The organism is Oerskovia sp. Root22 (assembly GCF_001429135.1).
Classification (GTDB): Bacteria; Actinomycetota; Actinomycetes; order Actinomycetales; family Cellulomonadaceae; genus Oerskovia; species Oerskovia enterophila.
Window position 1 is genome coordinate 251,389 of sequence record NZ_LMIL01000001.1, and the last position, 19,979, is coordinate 271,367.

The 19,979-nt window shown below is 73.6% G+C and carries 18 protein-coding genes; all 18 read right to left on the minus strand.

Annotated features, from left to right (window positions below; all coding sequences use genetic code 11):
* Positions 1 to 35: 35 nt before the first annotated feature.
* The gene (locus tag ASE15_RS00985) at positions 36 to 371 is read right to left on the minus strand and encodes an Lsr2 family protein (RefSeq protein WP_056645228.1); all 336 of its coding nucleotides are present in this window, start codon (positions 369 to 371) and stop codon (positions 36 to 38) included.
* A 91-nt stretch (positions 372 to 462) separates the two neighbouring features.
* A complete protein-coding gene (locus tag ASE15_RS00990) occupies positions 463 to 657 on the minus strand; it encodes a hypothetical protein (protein ID WP_056760600.1) in 195 nt (64 codons plus the stop codon).
* 80 nt (positions 658 to 737) lie between these two features.
* Positions 738 to 2,249 (minus strand): lysine--tRNA ligase, encoded by a 1,512-nt coding sequence (gene lysS, locus ASE15_RS00995; protein WP_056646549.1) that lies wholly within the window; start codon positions 2,247 to 2,249, stop codon positions 738 to 740.
* 155 nt (positions 2,250 to 2,404) lie between these two features.
* Positions 2,405 to 3,316, minus strand: coding sequence for a carboxylating nicotinate-nucleotide diphosphorylase (nadC, locus tag ASE15_RS01000; RefSeq protein WP_056645224.1), 912 nt, complete (start codon positions 3,314 to 3,316; stop codon positions 2,405 to 2,407).
* A gap of 49 nt (positions 3,317 to 3,365) precedes the next feature.
* Positions 3,366 to 5,048 (minus strand): L-aspartate oxidase, encoded by a 1,683-nt coding sequence (locus ASE15_RS01005; RefSeq protein WP_056646547.1) that lies wholly within the window; start codon positions 5,046 to 5,048, stop codon positions 3,366 to 3,368.
* A gap of 53 nt (positions 5,049 to 5,101) precedes the next feature.
* Complete coding sequence (gene panD / locus ASE15_RS01010; RefSeq protein WP_056760604.1) at positions 5,102 to 5,530, minus strand: aspartate 1-decarboxylase; 429 nt, start codon at positions 5,528 to 5,530, stop codon at positions 5,102 to 5,104.
* Between the two features lie 53 nt (positions 5,531 to 5,583).
* Positions 5,584 to 6,609, minus strand: a complete 1,026-nt coding sequence (gene panC / locus ASE15_RS01015; RefSeq protein WP_056760606.1) for a pantoate--beta-alanine ligase — start codon at positions 6,607 to 6,609, stop codon at positions 5,584 to 5,586.
* Positions 6,609 to 7,580 (minus strand): Rossmann-like and DUF2520 domain-containing protein, encoded by a 972-nt coding sequence (locus tag ASE15_RS01020; RefSeq protein WP_056760609.1) that lies wholly within the window; start codon positions 7,578 to 7,580, stop codon positions 6,609 to 6,611. The genes panC and ASE15_RS01020 overlap by 1 nt, the downstream gene beginning before the upstream one ends.
* Positions 7,581 to 7,583: 3 nt before the next feature.
* Positions 7,584 to 9,209, minus strand: coding sequence for a PH domain-containing protein (locus tag ASE15_RS01025; protein ID WP_056760612.1), 1,626 nt, complete (start codon positions 9,207 to 9,209; stop codon positions 7,584 to 7,586).
* Entirely contained in the window at positions 9,206 to 9,742 is a 537-nt protein-coding gene (locus ASE15_RS01030) for a PH domain-containing protein (protein ID WP_056645217.1), read from the minus strand. The genes ASE15_RS01025 and ASE15_RS01030 overlap by 4 nt, the downstream gene beginning before the upstream one ends.
* Positions 9,743 to 9,799: 57 nt before the next feature.
* Entirely contained in the window at positions 9,800 to 10,309 is a 510-nt protein-coding gene (locus ASE15_RS01035) for a DUF3180 domain-containing protein (protein WP_082618075.1), read from the minus strand.
* Positions 10,309 to 13,113, minus strand: coding sequence for a 2-amino-4-hydroxy-6-hydroxymethyldihydropteridine diphosphokinase (gene folK / locus ASE15_RS21320; RefSeq protein WP_082618076.1), 2,805 nt, complete (start codon positions 13,111 to 13,113; stop codon positions 10,309 to 10,311). Before folK ends, ASE15_RS01035 begins: the two co-directional genes overlap by 1 nt.
* Entirely contained in the window at positions 13,110 to 14,066 is a 957-nt protein-coding gene (folP, locus tag ASE15_RS01045) for a dihydropteroate synthase (RefSeq protein ID WP_082618172.1), read from the minus strand. Before folP ends, folK begins: the two co-directional genes overlap by 4 nt.
* 82 nt (positions 14,067 to 14,148) lie before the next feature.
* On the minus strand, positions 14,149 to 14,751 hold the full coding sequence (gene folE / locus ASE15_RS01050) for a GTP cyclohydrolase I FolE (RefSeq protein ID WP_056646542.1): 603 nt from the start codon (positions 14,749 to 14,751) through the stop codon (positions 14,149 to 14,151).
* Between the two features lie 10 nt (positions 14,752 to 14,761).
* Entirely contained in the window at positions 14,762 to 16,816 is a 2,055-nt protein-coding gene (gene ftsH, locus ASE15_RS01055) for an ATP-dependent zinc metalloprotease FtsH (RefSeq protein WP_056645215.1), read from the minus strand.
* Positions 16,817 to 17,050: 234 nt separating this feature from the next.
* A complete protein-coding gene (gene hpt / locus ASE15_RS01060; RefSeq protein WP_056645212.1) occupies positions 17,051 to 17,605 on the minus strand; it encodes a hypoxanthine phosphoribosyltransferase in 555 nt (184 codons plus the stop codon).
* A 5-nt stretch (positions 17,606 to 17,610) separates the two neighbouring features.
* On the minus strand, positions 17,611 to 18,777 hold the full coding sequence (gene tilS / locus ASE15_RS01065; RefSeq protein ID WP_056760615.1) for a tRNA lysidine(34) synthetase TilS: 1,167 nt from the start codon (positions 18,775 to 18,777) through the stop codon (positions 17,611 to 17,613).
* Positions 18,778 to 18,788: 11 nt separating this feature from the next.
* Positions 18,789 to 19,961, minus strand: coding sequence for a zinc-dependent metalloprotease (locus ASE15_RS01070; protein ID WP_056761377.1), 1,173 nt, complete (start codon positions 19,959 to 19,961; stop codon positions 18,789 to 18,791).
* Positions 19,962 to 19,979: the final 18 nt, after the last annotated feature.

Sequence of the window (19,979 nt, forward strand, 5' to 3'; positions counted from 1 at the left end):
GGTCAGGACGCCCCTGAGGGAAGACGTCGGCGAATTCAGTTCGCCGCGTCGAATGCCTGCTGGATGTCGGCCGAGATACGACCGCGCTCGCTCACCGTGTAGCCGTTGTTCCGGGCCCATTCACGGATCTCCGTCGCACGCGACGGGCCGGCAGCAGAGGAACGTGCCTTCTTGGCGGCCGGACGAGCAGCGCCACGCGTGACCTTGCGAGCGTGACCGACCCACTTCGAGAATGCTTCACGCAATTCCTCGGCGTGCGCCGAGCTGAGGTCGATCTCGTAGGAGACGCCGTCGAGGGCGAACGTCACGGACTCGTCGGCAGACCCACCGTCGACGTCGTCGACGAGAATTACCTGAACCTTCTGTGCCACTGTGCTACCTCGCGTCTTCGAGAATTGATGCTGGTATCTCGAAGTGTGCCATTCTCACGGAATCACGTCAAAGCGAAAGCAGCGTGTCCGGCTAGCGAGAAGTCGTCGACGATTCCTGTGCGGCCCGTTGCTGACGCTCTGCCGCGTCCGCCTGGGCGTCGAGCTCGGCCATGGCGAGGCGTTCCGTGCGGTCCGAACGGATGATGGCGCGCATCGCGAAAAAGAAGAGGATACCGACCCCGACCGACGGGATCAGCGCATAGACGGCCGGCCAGAAATCAGTCATGCCCGCCAGTCTACGACCGACCGGTGGGTACCGGGTACGTCGCCCGCGACGCACCCGGCACCCACGGAGCCGGCGGGAGGCTACTGAGCCGGCTTGACCAGCGGGAAGAGGATCGTCTCGCGGATTCCGTGGCCGGTCAGCGCCATCAGCAGGCGGTCCAGCCCCATGCCCATGCCGCCCGACGGGGGCATCGCGTACTCCATCGCTGTGAGGAAGTCCTCGTCGAGACGCATGGCCTCGTCGTCGCCCGCGGCCGCCAGGAGCGCCTGCGCCTCGAAACGCTGACGCTGGATGACCGGGTCGACGAGCTCCGAATAGGCCGTGGCCAGCTCGAAACCGCGGACGTAGAGGTCCCACTTCTCGACCTGCCCCTTGACGGTGCGGTGGTCGCGAGTCAAGGGAGACGTCTCGACCGGGAAGTCGCGGACGAATGTCGGTGCATACAGGTGGTCGCCCACGAGGTGCTCCCAGATCGCCTCGACGAGCTTGCCGTGACCGGCACGCTTGGTGTCATAGGAGATCTCGAGGCGGTCCGCGATCTTGGACAGGTGTTCCACCGGCGTTTCCGGGGTGATCTCCTCGCCCAGGGCCTCGGACAGCGAGTCGTACATCTTGAGCTGCGCCCATTCACCGCCGAGGTCGTATTCCTCACCGCCCGGAAGCTCGACCACCGTGGTTCCCAAGGTGTCCAGGGCGGCACGCTGCACCAGGTTCTGGGTCAGCTCGGCCATGGTGTTGTAGTCACCGTACGCCTCGTACGCCTCGAGCATCGCGAATTCCGGGGAGTGCGTCGAGTCGGCGCCCTCGTTGCGGAAGTTGCGGTTGATCTCGAACACGCGCTCGACACCGCCCACGACCGCACGCTTGAGGAAGAGCTCGGGGGCGATGCGCAGATACAGCTCCATGTCGAACGCATTCATGTGCGTCGTGAACGGGCGGGCCGCCGCACCGCCATGAATGGTCTGCAGCATGGGCGTCTCGACCTCGAGATAGCCGCGCTCGTGGAAGTTCTCTCGCAACGACCGCACCACACCCGCGCGCAGGCGGACCATGTCGCGCGCAGCAGGGCGGGCGATGAGGTCGACGTAACGCTGACGGACCCGGCTCTCCTCCGAGAGCTCCTTGTGCAGCACGGGCAGCGGGCGCAGCGACTTCGCGGCGATCTTCCACTCGTCCGCGAAGATGCTCAGCTCACCGCGGCGCGAGCTGATGACGCGCCCGTGGGCGAACAGGTGGTCCCCCAGGTCGACGTCGGCCTTGAACGCGGCGAGCGACTCCTCGCCCACCACGGCCTGGCTCAGCATGACCTGGAGGCGGTTGCCCTCACCGTCCTGGAGCGTGACGAAGCAGAGCTTGCCCGTGTTGCGCAGGAACACGACACGACCGGCGACGCCCACCACGTCGTCGGTCTCCTGGCCGCTCTCCAGGTGCTCGTACGCCGCGCGGACCTGGGCGATCGTGTGCGTGCGCGGGACCGAGACCGGGTAGGCCTCCTCGCCCTGCGCCAGCAGGCGCTCACGCTTCTCGCGCCGGACCCGCAGCTGCTCGGGGAGGTCGTCGGACTCGTCGACGGGCACCGGGGCGGTGGGCACGACGGGCGTCTCGTCGGAGGCGGGCACGGCAGCGGCAGCGGGATCGGGGGAGGTCACGCGTCGATTCTACCGGGGAGCGCCGGAAGGGATTCCGGCGCTCCCCCGCGGTGCTCGTGCAGCCTGCGGGCCGCGACCGGGCTCCGGGGCCCCGCGGTTCAGCCGATCAGGTCGAGGGCCAGGTCGAGGATGGGCGCCGAGTGCGTGAGCGCCCCGACCGACAGGTAGTCGACCCCGGTCCCGGCGACCTCGCGCGCCCGGTCGAGCGTCAGGTTGCCGGTGGCCTCGAGCTCGATCTTCGCGGGGCCGCCCGGGGCGCCCTCGCGCTCACGCACCCGGCGGACGGTGTCCGCGAGCACGGGCGTGGGCATGTTGTCGAGGAGCAGGAAGTCGGCGCCCGCGTCGAGGGCCTCCATGGCCTGGTCGGTCGTGTCGGCCTCGACCTGGATCAGGACGTCGGGGAACATCCGGCGGACGGCCTCGATCGCGCCCGCCACCGAGCCCGCGGCGACGACGTGGTTGTCCTTGACCATCGCGACGTCGTAGAGCCCCATGCGCTTGTTCGTGCCACCGCCCGCGCGCACCGCGTACTTCTCGAGGGCGCGCAGGCCCGGCGTGGTCTTGCGGGTGTCGAGCACCTGGGCGCCCGTGCCGTCGAGCTCCCGGGCCCACGCGCGGGTCGCGGTCGCGACGCCGCTCGCACGGCTCGCGAGGTTGAGGAGCGTGCGCTCGGCCGTGAGGATGACCTGGACCGGGCCCGTGAGGGCCGCGAGGACACGGCCGCGGGTCACGGCGTCGCCGTCCTGCGCGGCGAAGGTGACCGCGACGGGAGCGAGCCCGAAGCGCTCGGCGACCTGCCGGGTGACCTCCTCCACGACCACGAGGCCGGCCACGACGCCGTCGGCGCGTGCCACGAGGTGGGCGGTCCCCGTGCCCGACGGCGGCACGGTCGCCTGGGTGGTCACGTCCCGTCCGGGCGTGGGGCCGAGGTCCTCGTCGAGGGCGCGCGTGACGATGTCGGCGACCCACCGGGGGTCGAGACCGGGCTCGATGAGAGAGGGAGAGTTCACGCGCTCACGCTACCGCTGCTCGGCCGCGCGACCCCGCCCGCTCCGCACCTCAGACGAGCCGCAGCTCACCGTCGGCGCCGAGCGTGACCTCGATCCGCCGGGCCCACGCGGGCTCGACCTCGGGGAAGTCGGTGCGGAAGTGTCCGCCCCGGCTCTCCTCGCGCAGCAGCGCCGCCTCGGTCAGGACGGTCGCCACCTGGTGGACGTTGGTCGTCTCCCACTCGGCGGTCTGCGGCACGGCGACCACGTCGGTCGCCCGGTGGGCGTCCGTGCGGACCGCCGCGAGCCTGTCCGCCGCGGTACGCAGCCCTTCGCCGTCCCGGATCACGCCGGGCCCTGCCGACGAGATCGACTGGACCCGCGAACGGGCCGCTGCGGGCACGAGCGCGGCCTCGCCCGCCCGCTCGACGGGCTCGCCGAGCGGCAGCTCGCCGGCCGCGACGCGCGCGGTGATCTCCTGCGCGGCACGGTAGGCGAAGACCAGGCCCTCCAGGAGCGAGTTCGACGCGAGACGGTTCGCGCCGTGCACCCCGGTGCACGCGACCTCGCCCACGGCGTAGAGGCCGTCGAGCGTCGAGCGCCCGTGCAGGTCCGTGACGATCCCGCCCGAGTGGTAGTGCTGGGCGGGCGCGACCGGGATCGGTTCCTCGGTCAGGTCGATGCCCTGCTCGAGCAGGCGCTCGGTGATCGTCGGGAACCGCTTGCGCAGGAACTCGGCACCGAGGTGCCGGGCGTCGAGCAGGACGTGGTCCGAGCCCGTGGCCGCCATCTGGCGCACGATCGCGTGCGCCACGACGTCGCGCGGCGCGAGCTCGGCCATGGGGTGGACCGCGGGCATGAACCGGTGGCCGTCGGTGTCGAGGAGGATCGCGCCCTCACCGCGCACGGCCTCCGAGATCAGCGGGAGCTGGCCCTTGGCGCCGAGGCCGAGCCACAGCACGGTCGGGTGGAACTGGACGAACTCGACGTCACCGAGCGTCGCGCCGGCCCGCAGCGCGGCGGCCATGCCGTCGCCCGTGGCCTGCGGCGGGTTGGTCGAGGAGCGGAAGACCTGACCGATCCCGCCGGTCGCGAGCACGACGGCCCGGGCGAGGGCCGCACCCACGCCGTCGCGCGAGCCCTCGCCCCGCACGTGCAGCGTGACGCCGCACGCCCGCTCACCGCCCGGGGCGTCGGGCGAGGTGGTCAGGACGTCGAGCACGAGCGCGTTCTCGATGACCTCGATGCCGGGGTCGGCGAGCACGGCCTCGAGCTGGGCGACGAGCGCCCGGGAGATCTCCGCGCCCGTGGCGTCGCCGCCTGCGTGCGCGATGCGGTCCGCGTGGTGGCCTCCCTCGCGCGTGAGCGCGATGTCGCCGTCGGGTGCGAGGTCGAAGTTCGCGCCGCGCCCCACGAGCTCTCGCACGCGCTCGGGTCCCTCGGTCACGAGGACCTCGACCGCGGCCGGGTCGCACAGTCCCCCGCCCGCGGCGAGCGTGTCCTCGAGGTGCGCGGCCGGGGAGTCCGACGGGTCGAGCGCCGCGGCGATGCCGCCCTGCGCCCAGACGGTCGAGCCGGACGACAGCTCACCCTTGGTCACGAGCAGGACGCGCGGGACGTGCGTGCGCAGCTCGAGCGCCGCGGTGAGCCCCGCGATGCCGGAGCCGACGACGATCGCGTCGGCCGTCGTCGTCCACCCCGGGGCGGGCGCCGCCAGGCGGCGGGCGAGACGGCGGGGAACCCGGCCGTCCACGCCCGGCAGGTAGCCCTGCGCGGACTCGCCGACGGGCACCTGCACGGCCTGGGTCACTCGGCCGACGCGGACTGGAAGGGGGCGATGGGCAGCCCGCTCGGCTCGAGGTCGTAGCCCTCGGGCACGAGGCCCGGCTCGTCGCTGACCTCGACGATGCGGTTGTCACCGTCGACGAACACGACGTTCGGCAGGAAGTGCCGCGCCTCGTGGTCGGCGATCATGCCGTAGGCGATGAGGATGACGGTGTCCCCCGGGTGCACCAGGTGCGCGGCCGCACCGTTGATGCAGACCTTGCCCGAGCCGCGCTCGCCGGGGATCGCGTACGTCGTCAGGCGTGAGCCGTTGGTGACGTCGACGATGTCGACCTGCTGGCCGGAGATGATGTCCGCGGCCTCGAGGAGGTCCACGTCCACGGTCACGGACCCGACGTAGTGGAGGTCCGCCTGCGTCACGGTGGCGCGGTGGATCTTCCCGATCATCATGGGTCGCTGCAAGGAAGCGGGGCGGCGCGTGCCGTCCTGCGGTCCCGTCTGGGTCACTGCGTGCCTCCTGGGCGGGCCGTGCGGGTGACGGGGGGCGCCACGTCCACGGCCAGGTTGTCGATCAGTCGGGTGGAGCCCACGCGCGCCGCCACGAGCAGCAGCGCAGGTCCCACGTACTCCGGTTCCAGGTCGTCCACGGTAGTCGGGTCGACCAGTGCGAGGTAATCGACCACAACGCCGGGGTGCTCGTTGAGCATTCCCGAGGCCACCTCGATGGCTCCCGCCCCGCCCTGGCCGGCTGCCGCGGCCGCGGCCCCGGCACGCAGCGCCCGGCTCAGGGTCAGCGCGTCGGCCCGTTCCTGCGCCGACAGGTACGCGTTGCGCGAGGACAGCGCGAGCCCGTCGTCGTCGCGCACGATCGGCACCCCGACGACCTCGACGTCGACGTTCAGGTCGGCGACCATGCGGCGGATCGCGAGGAGCTGCTGCGCGTCCTTCTCGCCGTAGAACGCGACGTCCGGGCGGGTCAGGTGCAGCAGCTTGAGCACCACGGTCAGGACACCGTCGAAGTGTCCGGGGCGGAAGGCCCCCTCGAGGACCGTGCCGATGCGCCCCGACGTGACGCGCACGATCGGGTCGCCGCCGGGGTACATCTCCTCGACCGAAGGGGCGAACACCAGGTCCACGGCCGGGCGGCCCGGTGCGGGCTCGTCGAGCCCTGCGAGGAGCGCCACGTCGGCGTCGAGGTCGCGCGGGTAGCGGTCGAGGTCCTCGTCGGGCCCGAACTGCAGGGGGTTCACGAACACCGTGACGACGACCTGTCCCGTGGGGCCGACGCGCTCGCGCGCCGCGCGCACGAGCTGCAGGTGCCCGTCGTGGAGCGCCCCCATGGTCATGACGACGGCTCGCGCAGCGGTCCGCGGCGGTGCGTCCGGGCGGGGACCCGCGGTGCCCGACGGCGCAGCCCCCTCGGGTGCTCCGGCGGCGGTCCCGGCAGGGGCCTCCAGGGCCGTGCGCAGCGCGGCACGTGTGCGGACGACGAGCGGCTGCACCCGGGTGACGGGCGGGGGGACGGACATCACTGACCTTCCTCGAGGACGTCGAGCAGCTCCTGGGCCTGGCGGGCGTCGATGCGCCCTGCGGCCAGTGCTCGGCTCGTGGCTCCGCGGCTGAGCTCGCGGTAGGACGCGGGCACGTCGGTCGCGGCGACGTGCGGCGCCGACTCCTGGGCCGAGGTCACGGCCAGCGCGTGCAGCACCTCGAGGTGCTCGGCGACCGTGCCCACGTCCCCGCGCGACACCGGACCCGTCAGGGCCGAGATGGCCCCCGGGCCCGCTCCCCCGCCCGCGTCGGCGGAACGCGTCGCGCCGTCGAGCGCCGCCGAGAGCAACGGGGCCAGCACGCGCCCCGGCTGCTCGACGCCAGCGGCCTCGAGGGCCTGCGCGGCCTGCGCGACGAGGACCACGAGGTGGTTCGCCCCGTGCGCGAGGGCTGCGTGGTAGAGCCCGCGGGCCTCCTCCTCGACCACGACGGGCTCGCCGCCGAGCTCGACCACGAGGGCCTGCCCGATGGGCTGGACCGGGGCCGGTCCCGTGACCGCGAACGTCGTGCCCTCGAGGCGCGACAGGTCGAGCGAGGTGCCGGAGAACGTCATGGCGGGGTGGATCGCGAGCGGGATCGCGCCCAGCGCGCGCGCCGGGTCCAGCACTCCTGCGCCGTACCGGCCGGACGTGTGCACGACGATCTGCCCGCCCTGCCACGCCCCGACCTCGGCGAGGCCCGAGACCAGGCCCGGGAGGGCGTCGTCGGGCACGGCGAGCAGGACCAGCTCCGCGCGCCGCACGACCTCCTCGACCTCGAGCACGGGAACCCCGGGCAGGAGCATCTCGATGCGCTCGCGCGAGGCCTCGGAGATGCCGCTCGCCCCGACCACCGCGTGGCCCGTCGCGCGCAGCGCGCTGCCGAGCACGGCCCCGACGCGGCCCGCTCCGACTATCCCCACGCCCAGCCGTCCGGGGCGCCGGCGTTCCGGCATGCCTTGGTCCGTCATCCCTCAGTCACCTGTTCCTTCACCGCTCTCGATCCGTTCGACGGCCGCCGCGACCTCGTCGCGCCGCATCCACAGCTCGGGCCCCGCGTGCGCGCGCGCCTCGCGGGCGCGCCGGGCCTGCTCGTCCATGAGGGCTCCCGCGACGTGCTCGTCGAGGTGCGGCACCGACGGCGTGACGGGCCCGGGCACCGAGTGCACCGCGAACGTCGCGACCCGCAGGCGCCGCTGCCACGGACCCTGCTGCAGCCCCAGCGACTGCGTGCGCTCGTGCGGCACGATCTCCACCCGGCGCACCAGGCGCCCGCGCCGCAGGACCAGCGCTCGGCCCGTGACCGCGAAACCGTTGCGGCGCCACGAGAGCGGGTCGAGGATCCGGGCGCGCCGCGGGGCCGTCGTGAAGTGGGCCCCCTCGTCGATGCCTGACAGCGCCTCGTCGAGCAGCGCGCGCGGGTCGACCGTGCCGAGGTCCGGCAGGACGAGCCACACCGCGCCCAGCGCCTCGTCGCGCGTGCCGACGGGCAGCAGGACGCTGTTGTTCGTCGTCCCGTCCGCGCTCTGGCCGTAGCCCGCCACGTTGACCTCGACGCGCCACCAGTCGGCGCTGCGCCACAGGAGCCCCTGCGTGAGGCGGATCGCCTGCACGCGCCCGGGCGGGATGGTCTGCGAACGGGTCTCGAGCAGGCCGTGGCGCAGCCGGATGCCGTCGGGCGAGATCGCGCTGCGGAAGTTGAACTCGCGCGTGAACCGGCCGAACAGGTAGCCGCCGACGCCCAGGACCAGCGGGAGCGCCGTGAACAGCGTCCCGATCTCGCGCGTACCGACAGCGACGCCGATGAGGCCGAGCACGGCCAGGACCAGGACGATCATGGCGACGGTACGGATCAGCGACCAGATCAGGCGGCCCGGAGGGACCTCCATGACGGGCTGCTCGGGGGCCTCGGGGGCTTCGAGGAGCACGTGCCCGACGACGTCGCCCACCCCGGGAGCACCGGCGCCGGCTGCGTCGACGGGGGGCCCCTGGACGGAGTCACCGCGGGGAGCGTCACCGACGGCAGGGCTTCCGGCGGTGTCCCCTGCCGAGGTCCCCGGGACGGCCGCGGGCCGCGCGGGCGTCGTGCCGAGACGCAGGCCCGCTGCCCGGGCGAGCAGCTCGGCCCGCAGGTGGTTCGCCTCGTCGAGCTTGAGGAAGCCGAGCTTGATGCCCGAGTCCGAGCCCCCCGCGACCTCGAGCTTGAGCTCGGCGAGCCCGAACAGCCGCGCGACGAGCGGCTGGACGATGTCGACGGCCTGGAGGCGGTCGAGGCGCGCCTTGCGCTGCTGCCGGAACAGGACGCCCGTGTGCAGGCGGACCGACTCGTCGTCGACCGCGTAGGTCGTCATGCGCCACGCCAGGGCCGAGTAGCCCAGGCCGATCAGGCCGATCACGAGGATCGCGCCCAGGATCTGCCACCAGCCGTTGCCGGCCAGCATGTTCTGCCCCTCGGGGAGCCCCTCGAGGGTGCGGTTGCCGACGATGACGAGCAGGACCGCGATCACGGACCACCCACGGACCACCGGGGTCACGGGGTGGACGCGGTGCCAGGTCAGGTCGGTCGGCGGAGACTCGGGCGGAGTGCTGCGCTCGGTCATAGCCCGGCCAACCGTGCCTCTCCGCGGGACGCGAGACGGTCGCGCAGGCGCTCGGCCTCAGCGGGCTCGAGCCCCTCGATCGACGCGTCGGTCGCGGGCGACGCGGTGTGCAGCTGGACCTGCGCGATCCGAAGCTTGCGGGCCAGCGGGCCGGCCTGCACGTCGACGTACTGCATGCGCCCGTAGGGCACCACCACGAGCGAGCGGAACATCACGCCCTTGCGGATCAGGAGGTCCTCGTCGCGCTCCGCGTAGCCGATCGCACGGACCTGCCGGGGCACGACCAGGGCGCACCAGATGCCGATCACGAGAGCGACGGCCGGGATGATCCACAGCCACACGAGGCTGAAGACCAGCGCGAAGACGGCCCCCAGGACGAACGGCACGAGGAGCGAGATCGCCACCGTGACGAGCCGCGCGGTGACGAGCCGGCTCGAGACGCCCTGCCAGGTCACCCCCGGCGGGTCGAAGGGTCCGCTGGGTGCCGTCGCCGGGACCCGGTCGACGGGATGATCGGAGGCGTGGTCGGTCATGGCCTCATCCTCCCATCCGGGGCGCGCCCACCGCGTCGTCCGACGTGCTGACGCGCGTCAGCCTGCGGAGTCGGCCTCGGGCTCGTGGTCACCGGGAGCCCGCGACCGACCACCCGGGCCCGGCTCGGTGTCCTCGGGCGGGAGCTGGCAGAACTTCTCCACCACGAGCCCGACGACGGCGAGCACGAGCGCGCACGCGGCCGCGATCCCTGCGGCGACCGCCCGGTCGCGCCGCGCCTCGATCGCGAGGTCGCCGAGCACCGCGACGACCTGCGCCAGGTACCACCCGGCGAGGAGCGAGCCCGTGAGGGCCGCCGCCTTCGCCAGCACCAGGGTGCGCGCGGCGCGCAGCGGGTCGAGCGACGGCCGACGTCCCTTGAGGTACGAGCGGACCGCCCACCCCGCCCAGAACACTGCCGCGGCCAGCCCGAGCAGGGCCACGTCCACGACCCACGGCACCGCGGGCAGATAGGTCGCACGGCGCTCGAGCCCGACGACGACGAGCCACCCGAGCAGCGTCGTGGCGACCGTGACGAGCAGGAGCGTCGTGACCTTGGTGCGTTGCATCAGCTCGACGGACCGCGCAGGTCGGCCGGGAAGGACATGGGCACGCCCGTGATCGGTTCCTGCTTGACCGGCTGCGCAGGGGGGACCGGCTGCGCCGGGTGCACGGGCTGGAAGGCGCTGGCCGGCGCCTCGTGGACCGGGCGGAACGCCAGCGCGGCCGGCTCCGGGGCCTGGGCCGGGGCGTCGACAGGCTGCGGGGCGAACGCCGTCGGCGCCGGGAGCTGTGCCTCAGGGACCTGCTGCGCAGGAGCCGTCAGGGCGGACCAGCTCGGCGCGACCGGGGCCGGGGTGTCCGAGGAGCCCGCCGGTGCGCCGCCGAGGCGGTCCGTGGCGCCCTGCGCCGACGAGCCCGGTTCCGGGGTGGTCGGGGTCTGCTGAGCGGACACGTCCGCCCACAACGGCGGGACCTGCGGGTGCGGGGGCTCCTGGCCGTCCTGCGGGTGCACGGGGTGGAAGGCCGGGACGAAGGACGCTGGCTCGGCGGGAGCGGCCGGGACCGCAGGCGCGGCCGGCTGCTCCTGGACGTCGGGAGCCGGGGCGGGTGCAGGTGCAGGTGCCGGTGCAGGTGCCGCGACGAACGCGGGCTGGTCGTGCGAGGCCCGAGGGGCCTCGGGCTCAGCCGGAGCCTCAGGGGCTGTGGGCTCGACCGGAGCGGGCTGTGCCGGGGCGCTCTGCACCGGGGCGGCGGCCGGCTCGACGACGGGCACCGCTGGCGGTGTCGCCGCAGGAGCGGGCTCGGGCTCCGCGTCCGTCAGCCAGTCGAGCGCGAGCCAACGGATGCCGCCACGGTCCGGAGCCGTCGCGGCGAGGGTCGCGACCGGGCCGCCGCCGAGCCCGGGCAGGAAGGCCTCCGGGGCGACCTGCGCCCAGGGCTCCAGGACGAACGCGCGCTCGTGGGCGCGAGGGTGCGGCAGCTCGAGGTCCTCGGTGATCTCCGCGACGGTGCCGTAGACGATCAGGTCGACGTCCAGCGTCCGCGGCCCGTTGCGCTCCGCGCGCACCCGCCCGTGGGCGTTCTCGACTCCCTGGCAGGCCCTGAGCAGGGCCCGCGGGGACAGGGTGGTGCGTGCGAGCAGGATCGCGTTGAGGTAGTCGGGCTGGTCAGGTCCGCCGACCGCCGCGGTCCGCGCGAGGGGCGAGACCTCGGTGATCTCCAGGCCGGAGATCCGGTCGAGGTCCGTGACGGCGTCGCGAAGCGTCTGCTGGGCGTCGCCGAGGTTCGCACCCAGAGCGAGGACGACCGGCACGAAGCCCGACGGCGCCTCGTCGAGGCGATCGGTCTCGACCACGGGCGCGGGCTCAGGCTCGGCTGCTGCCCCCGCCGCCGGCTCGAGAGCCGGGACCGGGACGGGCTCGGGCGACGGCTCGGGCGCGACCGCGAGCGGCGTCACGGGCGAGGCGTCGACGGCCTCGCCCGACGGAACCGTCTCGGCGGGCTCGACGGCCTCTTCGACCGCGAGCGGCTCGGCGTGAGCGGCGGCCTCGATCTCGACGGGCAGCACGTGCGCGAGACCGGGCTCGACGGGTGCCATCGGCGCCGGGTCCTGCGCCGGGGACTCGACCGGCGCCGCCACCTGCTGGGCAGGCTCGGCCGGCTCGGCCGCGGCGGGCTCGACGGGGACCGCGGGGACCGAGGTCCCGGCGGGCTCGGCAGGAGCCGCGACGTCCGCCGGTGCGGCGTCCTCCGCAGCGACCTCCGGCACGTCGGCCACGACCGGCTCGACCAGCTCAGCGGGAGCGACCGGCACGTCGGCCACGACCGGCTCGGCAGGTACGACAGGCTCGGCAGGTGCGGGCTCGTACGCTGCGGCTCCGTACCCCGCGAGCGGCTCGACGCTCGCAGGGGCATCGAGGGGCGCCGCCTCGTCGGCAGGCTCGTCCGCAGCGACCGGCTCGGGCACGGGCGCGATCTCCTCGACGGCCTCCGGGACGGGCTCTGGGGTCACGACCACGGCCGAAGGCTCGGCCTCGTACGAGACCGGTGCGACGTCGTCGGGCACGACGGGCGCGTCCTGCGGAGCCGAGGCCTCCAGGACGGCCGCGGGCTGCGCTGCGACCTCGTCGACGGGAGCCGGCGCGCTCAGCGCGTCCTCAGGTGCGCTGTAGAACGAGTCGAGCGCCTCGACGAACTCTGCGTCGGAGATGCTGCTCGTCACGGACTCCGCGGGAGCGCCGAGGTCCTCCGGAACCGCAAGGAAGCCCTGGTCGGTCGAACGGTCGGGGGCCGCGACGGGCGCCGCGGGCGGGATCGACGGTGGCATCACGGCGGGCGCCTCGAGCGGCGTCCCGGCGGTGGGGCCGGGCTCTCCGACCGCGACGTTGCCGAGCACCGCGGGGGTGATCGAACCGACCGGGAGAGGGACCACACGAACGGGCTCGACCGCGACCACGGGCACCTTCACGCGGTCGCGGCGGATGACGACCTCGACGTCGTCGAACGGCACCGTGATGGGCGCCTGCGGCTTGTGGATCGCGACGTCGACCGCCTCGATCGACGCGTGGCGCAGCGCGACCGCGGCGACGCGCTCGGCGACCGTCTCGATGAGGTCCGCGGGCGAACCGGCCAGCACCGCGACGACGTCCTCCGCGACGACCGCGTAGCTCACGGTGTCCTCGAGGTCGTCCCCGGACGCGGCGCGCCGCGTGTCCAGGTGCAGCACGACGTCGGCACGGAAGAGCTGACCGTCGATCCGCTCGTGCTCGAAGACACCGTGGTGCCCCGTCGCGCTGAGCCCCGTGAGCCGGATCTGGTCGAGAGGGCGACCGTCGGTCCCGTGCACCGCTCCCTGGAACGCTGTGCTCACGTCGTACTCCTGTCGTCGCTGTCGTTCGTTCCGCTGTCCTTCGCCCGCTGCGCCACCCGGTCGGGCAGGTCTGCGGGGCCAGCGGTCGTTCGTCCCGCCGGTGTGCCGGAGGTGACCGCCTCGGCGACCGTTCCCCCGGAGGCATCTTCCCCCGTCGCCCCGGCCCGAGTCCACGCCGCGGCGACCCGCACCGCGTCCGCCGAGGACCGGACCGCGTGCACGCGCACGCACCAGGCACCCGCTGCCGCCGCGAGGGCCGTGATGGCCGCGGTCGCCCCGTCACGTGCGAGCGGGGGGACGGGCTCGCCGTCCGGGCCTGCGAGCAGGTGACCCAGGAACCGCTTGCGCGACGCGCCGACGAGGACCGGGAAGCCCAGCTCCCGCAGGACGTCCAGGTGCGTCAGGAGCGGCCAGTTGGTGGAGCCCGCCTTGGAGAACCCCAGGCCTGGGTCCAGGACGATCTGCTCGTCCCGCACGCCCGCCGACCGCAGCGCCTTGACGCGTGCGGCGAGCTCGTCGCGCACGTCCGTCACGACGTCGTCGTACTGCTCGAGGTCGTCCATGACGTCCGCGTGCCCGCGCCAGTGCATGACGACGAACACGGCCCCGGTGCGCGCGACCACACCGGCCATGTCCGGGTCCGCGAGGCCCCCCGAGACGTCGTTGATGATGCGCGCGCCCGCCGCGACGGCCTGCTCGGCGACGAGCGCCCGCGTCGTGTCGACGCTGACGACCGCCCCCTGGGCCGAGAGCGCGGAGATCACGGGCAGGACCCGGGCCAGCTCGTCCTCCACCGGGACGCGCCCCGCACCGGGGCGGGTGGACTCGCCCCCGACGTCGAGGACGTCCGCTCCCTCCGCGAGGAGCTCGAGGCCGTGCTCGATCGCCGCGCGCGGCTCGAACCACTCGCCACCGTCCGAGAAGGAGTCGGGCGTGACGTTGACGACGCCCATGACGAGCGTCCGGTCGAGGTCCCCCAGCTCGGGCAGGAGAGCGGGGGCCGTGCCGTGCTGCGTGTACCGCACTGCGTCGTGCCTACCGTCCCAGGATCAGGCTCATGGCCTCGGCGCGGGTCGCGCCGTCGCGCATCTGGCCGCGCACGGCCGAGGTCACGGTCCGCGAACCAGGCTTGCGCACGCCCCGCATGGACATGCACAGGTGCTCGCACTCGACCACGACGATCACGCCGCGCGGCGCGAGGTTCTCGACGAGCGCGTCGGCGATCTGCGACGTCAGGCGCTCCTGGACCTGGGGGCGGCGCGCGAAGACGTCGACCAGGCGGGCCAGCTTGGACAGCCCCGTGATGCGACCGTCCACGTTGGGGATGTACCCGACGTGCGCCACGCCGTGGAACGGCACCAGGTGGTGCTCGCACGTCGAGTAGACCTCGATGTCCTTGACCAGCACCATCTCCTCGTGACCGAGGTCGAACATGGTGGTCAGGACGTCCGAGGGCTCCTGGCGCAGGCCCGCGAAGATCTCGCGGTAGGCGCGAGCGACACGGGACGGGGTCTCCTGGAGGCCCTCGCGGTCCGGGTCCTCGCCCACGGCGAGCAGGAGCTCACGCACTGCTGCGCGGGCCCGCTCCTCGTCGTACTCGGGGACGTCCGCCGGGGCACGCAGCCCCTGGTCGGGCACCTGGGCCACGTCAGACCTGCCCGTCGTCGACCACGCGGTCCGCGGGGACCTCGCCGATGCGCTCGGGCGGGAGCTCGTCGGCCGCCGCGGCGGCCTCGTCCTGCGGGACCACGACGGGGTGCCCCTGCGGGTCCTTGGGCAGCGTGGCCTTCTCGGCCTCGGTCATGACCGGGGGCCGCTGCGAGACCGAGCGCTGCTCGCTCGAGAGCCAGACCTCACGCGCGTCGCGCTTGACGACGGGAGCGAAGATCTCGGCGAGCTCGGCCTGGTTCAGCGTCTCCTTCTCGAGGAGCTCGAGGACCAGGTGGTCGAGCACGTCGCGGTACTGGACGAGCACCTCCCAGGCCTCGTCGTGGGCCGACTCGACCAGGCGGCGGACCTCGTGGTCGACCGTGCCCGCGACCGACTCGGAGTAGTCGCGCGTGTGGCCCATGTCGCGACCCATGAAGGGCTCGCCCGCGCCGATGCCGAGCTTGATCGCGCCGACGCGCTCGCTCATGCCGTACTCGGTGACCATCTTCTTGGCGATCGCGGTCGCCTTCTCGATGTCGTTCGAGGCGCCCGTCGTGGGGTCGTGGAACACGAGCTCCTCGGCCACGCGGCCGCCCATGGCGTAGGCGAGCTGGTCGAGCAGCTCGTTGCGCGTCGTGGAGTACTTGTCCTCGAGCGGCATGACCATGGTGTAGCCGAGCGCACGACCACGCGGCAGGATCGTCACCTTGGTGACGGGGTCCGTGTAGCGCATGGCCGCGGCGACCAGGGCGTGACCGCCCTCGTGGTACGCCGTGATCTTCTGCTCCTTGACGTTCATCACGCGGGTCCGCTTCTGCGGGCCGGCGATCACGCGGTCGATGGCCTCGTCGAGCGCGCGGTCGTCGATGAGCTGGGCACCCGAGCGCGCGGTGAGCAGCGCGGCCTCGTTGAGCACGTTCGCGAGGTCCGCACCCGTGAAGCCGGGGGTGCGGCGCGCGACGGCGGCCAGGTCGATCTCGGGGACGATCGGCTTGCCCTGGGCGTGCACGGCCAGGATCGCCTCGCGGCCCTTGAGGTCGGGTGCCTCGACCGCGATCTGGCGGTCGAAACGGCCCGGACGCAGGAGCGCGGGGTCGAGGATGTCAGGGCGGTTGGTCGCCGCGATGAGGATGACGTTGGTCTTGACGTCGAACCCGTCCATCTCGACGAGGAGCTGGTTCAGCGTCTGCTCGCGCTCGTCGTGCCCGCCGCCCATGCCGGCACCGCGGTGGCGGCCGACGGCGTCGATCTCGTCGACGAAGATGATGGCCGGCGAGTTCTCCTTGGCCTGCTGGAACAGGTCACGGACACGGCTCGCGCCGACGCCCACGAACATCTCGACGAAGTCCGAGCCGGAGATCGTGTAGAACGGCACGCCGGCCTCGCCGGCGACGGCGCGCGCGAGGAGGGTCTTGCCGGTCCCGGGAGGCCCGTAGAGGAGCACGCCCTTGGGGATCTTGGCGCCCACGGCCTGGAACTTGTCCGGCTCGGCGAGGAACTCCTTGATCTCGTAGAGCTCCTCGACGGCCTCGTCCGCGCCGGCGACGTCGGCGAACGTGACCTGCGGGGTGTCCTTCGAGGCGAGCTTGGCCTTGGACTTGCCGAAGCCCATGACCTTGGAGCCGCCGCCCTGCATGCGGGACAGCAGGAACCAGAACACGAGCCCGATGATGAGGAACGGCAGGATGAGCGAGAGCGCCGACGCGAGGAACGAGGGACGCGCGATCTCCGAGTTGTAGCCCTTGGGAGGGTTCGCCTCGGTCACGGCGTTCACCACGGCCTCGCCCTGGGGTGCGACGTAGAAGAACTCCACGCTCTTGCCCTGCGACTTGCCGTCGACCTCGTAGTCCTCGGTGAGGGTGAGCTGGACGCGCTGGTCCCCGTCGACCAGGAGGGCCTGCTCGACCTTCCCGTCCTGGAGGAGCTCGAGCCCGGTCGAGGTGTCGACACGGTGGACGCTGGGTCCGGACAGGGCCATGAAGGCGATCCCGAGGATCGCCAGACCCACCACGATCCAGACGATCGGCCCGCTGAGAATCTTCTTGATGTTCATCGGCGACGGGGACGAGCCCCCGCATCCCTCCACTCGCGCAATGGTTCCGCCAGTGAAGTTACACGCACAACCTGGCAGTTGGCTGGTCTGTTCGCCCAGGGCGTGGCTTCGAGGAGCGGCGTCCCGCGCGGGTCACGGCCTGAGCCGCGGGCTCGCCCCGCGGTGCCCGGCGGCGGGGGCGCGACCGAGGTCGTCGCCCCCGCCGCCGTCACCGGTCGGGGCTGGGGTGAGGCGTCAGGACGAGTAGACGTGCGGGGCGAGCGTGCCCACGAACGGCAGGTTGCGGTACTTCTCCGCGTAGTCCAGGCCGTAGCCCACGACGAACTCGTTGGGGATGTCGAAGCCGATGTAGCGCACGTCGACCTCGGTCTTCGCGGCGTCGGGCTTGCGGAGCATCGCCGCCACCTCGACCGACGCGGGGCCGCGGCTGCGCAGGTTCGACAGCAGCCACGAGAGCGTGAGGCCCGAGTCGATGATGTCCTCGACGATGAGCACGTGGCGCCCCGTGAGGTCGGCGTCGAGGTCCTTGAGGATGCGCACGACGCCCGAGGACTTGGTGCCCGAGCCGTAGGACGAGACGGCCATCCAGTCCATCTCGACGTCGTGGTGCAGGCGGCGGGCGAGGTCGGCCATGACCATGACCGCTCCCTTGAGGACGCCCACGAGGAGCAGGTCCTTGCCCGCGTAGTCGCGGTCGATCTGCTCGGCGAGCTCGTCCAGCCTCCCGCGGAGCTGCTCCTCGGTGAGGAGGATGTTCTCGAGGTCGTTGCCGACGTCGGATGAGTCCACGGGTTTCACTCCTGTGCTGGTTCTGCTGATGGGGTTCGCGCGAGCGAGGGAGGCCGTTCCGGCCCCAGGAAGAGTCTCCCACGGGTGCGCGAGGCGCGAAGGTCGCCCGGCAGGTGCGCGGGGCCCTGACCCCGCCACGCGACGACCAGGGCGTCGAGCGTCGCGACGTGGCTCGCGAAGAGCGAACCGGCGGGACTCCCGGCCTCCTGGGCCGCGGCGCGCAGTGCCCGACGGCGCAGCGCGGCCGGGGCGTCCGCCAGCACCTGGGTGTCGAGCACCACAGCGACGTCCGGTCGGGTCACCGGCCGTTCGTCACGCGTCCCGACGGGCCGGGCGCCCCGCGAGGCCGGGTCGTCGACGTCCGCTCCGACCGGTTCGCGAGGTTCGTCGGGCTCGGTGACCCGCGCCCGGTCGAGCAGCCGGGCCGCGAGGTCGTCGAGCAGGTCGGCGTCCTCGCGGAGCTGGTCGGCCGTCCGCGCCAGCGTGACCGCGACCCCCGGGCCGAGCACGTCCTCGAGCACCGGGAGCACCCGGGTGCGCACCTGCGAGCGCAACGGCAGGTCGGCCGCTCCGGCCTGCGTCGGCGCGCAGGCCGGGACGCCGTTCGTGGGGTCGGTCCACCACGTCAGCCCGTTCGCAGCGCACACGGCCTCGGTGTCGGTGCGACGCAGCCCCAGCAGAGGACGCCGGTAGACCCCGCGCTCGGCCGCCATGCCCGCGAGCGAGCGGGCCCCCGACCCGCGCGCGAGACCCAGCAGCACGGTCTCGGCCTGATCGTCGAGCGTGTGCCCCAGCAGGACCGCGGCCGCCCCCGTGCGGTGAGCGACGTCGTCGAGCAGGGCGTAGCGCGCGTGCCGCGCGGCCGCCTCGAGCCCACCCCGGCTCCCGACCCGCACGCCGCGCACCTCGACCGGATCGAGGCCCAGCGCGCGGCACTGCTCGCCCGCGCGCGCCGCGACGTCGGCGCTCCCTCCCTGGAGGCCGTGGTCCACGACGACCGCACCGGCCCGCAGGCCGTCGCGCGACGCCACGAACGCCGTCGCGGCCGCGAGCGCGAGCGAGTCCGCCCCGCCCGAGCAGGCCACGAGCACGAGCGAGCCGGGCGCGAGGTCACGCAGCGCGGCACGCACCGCACGGCGGGCCGCGGCGTCCGCGGGACGAGGTCCGACCACCCTGCGCCCCGTCAGCCGTGGACCCGGCGCACCCAGGCGCCGGGTTCCGCGATCTCGCGGGCCGAGGGCAGCGTCCCGGGGCTCGTCCAGACCGCGTTGAGGCCGTCACGCCCGACCTGCCTCTCCACGGCACGGACGAACGCCGCACCGTCGCGGTACTGCGCGAGCTTGGCGTCCATCCCGAGGAAGCGGCGCAGCACCGTGTCGAGCGTGCTGCTGCCCTGCCCGTCGCGTCGCGCCTCGAACTGGGCACGGATCCGACGCACCGTGGGGACCGTCCGGCGCCCGACGGCGTCCATCATGACGTCCGCGTGGCCCTCGAGCAGCGCCATGACTCCCGACACCTCCTCGAGGACGGCCTTCTGGTCCTGCGTGAGCAGGCCCTCGGCCACGCCGCCGCCCTCGCCCCGGACCGCACGCACGACGACGCGGCCCGCGGTCGCGACCTTCTCCCGCAACCGGGCGTCGGCCAGATGACGCGACGACTCCGAGAGCCCCACGAGCAGGTCGTGCGCGCGGGCCCGCAGGTGGTCGGCGAGCCACGGGGCCGCCGCGAACTGCAGGGCGTGCGTCTGCTCGTGGAGGCACACCCAGAGGCGGAAGTCGGCCGGGACCAGGTCCAGGTCCCGCTCGAGCTGGAGGACGTTGGGCGCGACGAGGAGCAGTCGGCCAGGGGGTGTGCCGCCGTCGGGGCGACCGCCTGCGGCCCTCTCCACGCTACCGCCTGCGGCGCTGTACGGATCGAACTGTCCCAGCACCCTGCCCGACAGCGCCGCGAGCACCGCCCCCACCTGCGCCGCGCCCACCAGGGCCGTCGTCGCCGAGACCGGCTTGTCGTCCTTCCCCGTCAGCGCGTCGGCGACTCCGTCGGTCAGGCTTGCCATGACCTCGGTGTTCGCCCGCGCCCAGCGCGGGCGGTCGACCACGAACACCTGCGACAGTTCGGCAGGCTCCTCGCTCGCGACGCCCCCCGGTGCTGCTGCGCTGCCGGGCGGGGCGGCCGGCACCATGCGCGTGACGCGCAGGACGTGCGGGACCGCGTCCGACGCCGCGGCCCGCAGGCCCGCGACGAGCTCCGCGAGCTCGTCGCGCGAGGCCAGGGGACCCGGCCGGGCCACCCGTCCGGCGATCTGCGCTGCTGCGGACCAGTCGACGAGCGGCGTGCCGAGCACGGGAGACGTCATCGCCCCACCGTAGCCGCT

Excerpts from the sequence above, each read along its gene's own strand:
- ASE15_RS00990 (WP_056760600.1), bottom strand. The coding sequence starts at position 657 with ATGACTGATTTCTGGCCGGCCGTCTATGCGCTGATCCCGTCGGTCGGG.
- panD (WP_056760604.1), bottom strand. The coding sequence starts at position 5,530 with ATGATGATCGGGAAGATCCACCGCGCCACCGTGACGCAGGCGGACCTC.
- panC (WP_056760606.1), bottom strand. The coding sequence starts at position 6,609 with ATGTCCGTCCCCCCGCCCGTCACCCGGGTGCAGCCGCTCGTCGTCCGC.
- ASE15_RS01020 (WP_056760609.1), bottom strand. The coding sequence starts at position 7,580 with ATGACGGACCAAGGCATGCCGGAACGCCGGCGCCCCGGACGGCTGGGC.
- ASE15_RS01025 (WP_056760612.1), bottom strand. The coding sequence starts at position 9,209 with ATGACCGAGCGCAGCACTCCGCCCGAGTCTCCGCCGACCGACCTGACC.
- ASE15_RS01030 (WP_056645217.1), bottom strand. The coding sequence starts at position 9,742 with ATGACCGACCACGCCTCCGATCATCCCGTCGACCGGGTCCCGGCGACG.
- ASE15_RS01035 (WP_082618075.1), bottom strand. The coding sequence starts at position 10,309 with ATGCAACGCACCAAGGTCACGACGCTCCTGCTCGTCACGGTCGCCACG.
- folP (WP_082618172.1), bottom strand. The coding sequence starts at position 14,066 with ATGGGCGTCGTCAACGTCACGCCCGACTCCTTCTCGGACGGTGGCGAG.
- ftsH (WP_056645215.1), bottom strand. The coding sequence starts at position 16,816 with ATGAACATCAAGAAGATTCTCAGCGGGCCGATCGTCTGGATCGTGGTG.
- ASE15_RS01070 (WP_056761377.1), bottom strand. The coding sequence starts at position 19,961 with ATGACGTCTCCCGTGCTCGGCACGCCGCTCGTCGACTGGTCCGCAGCA.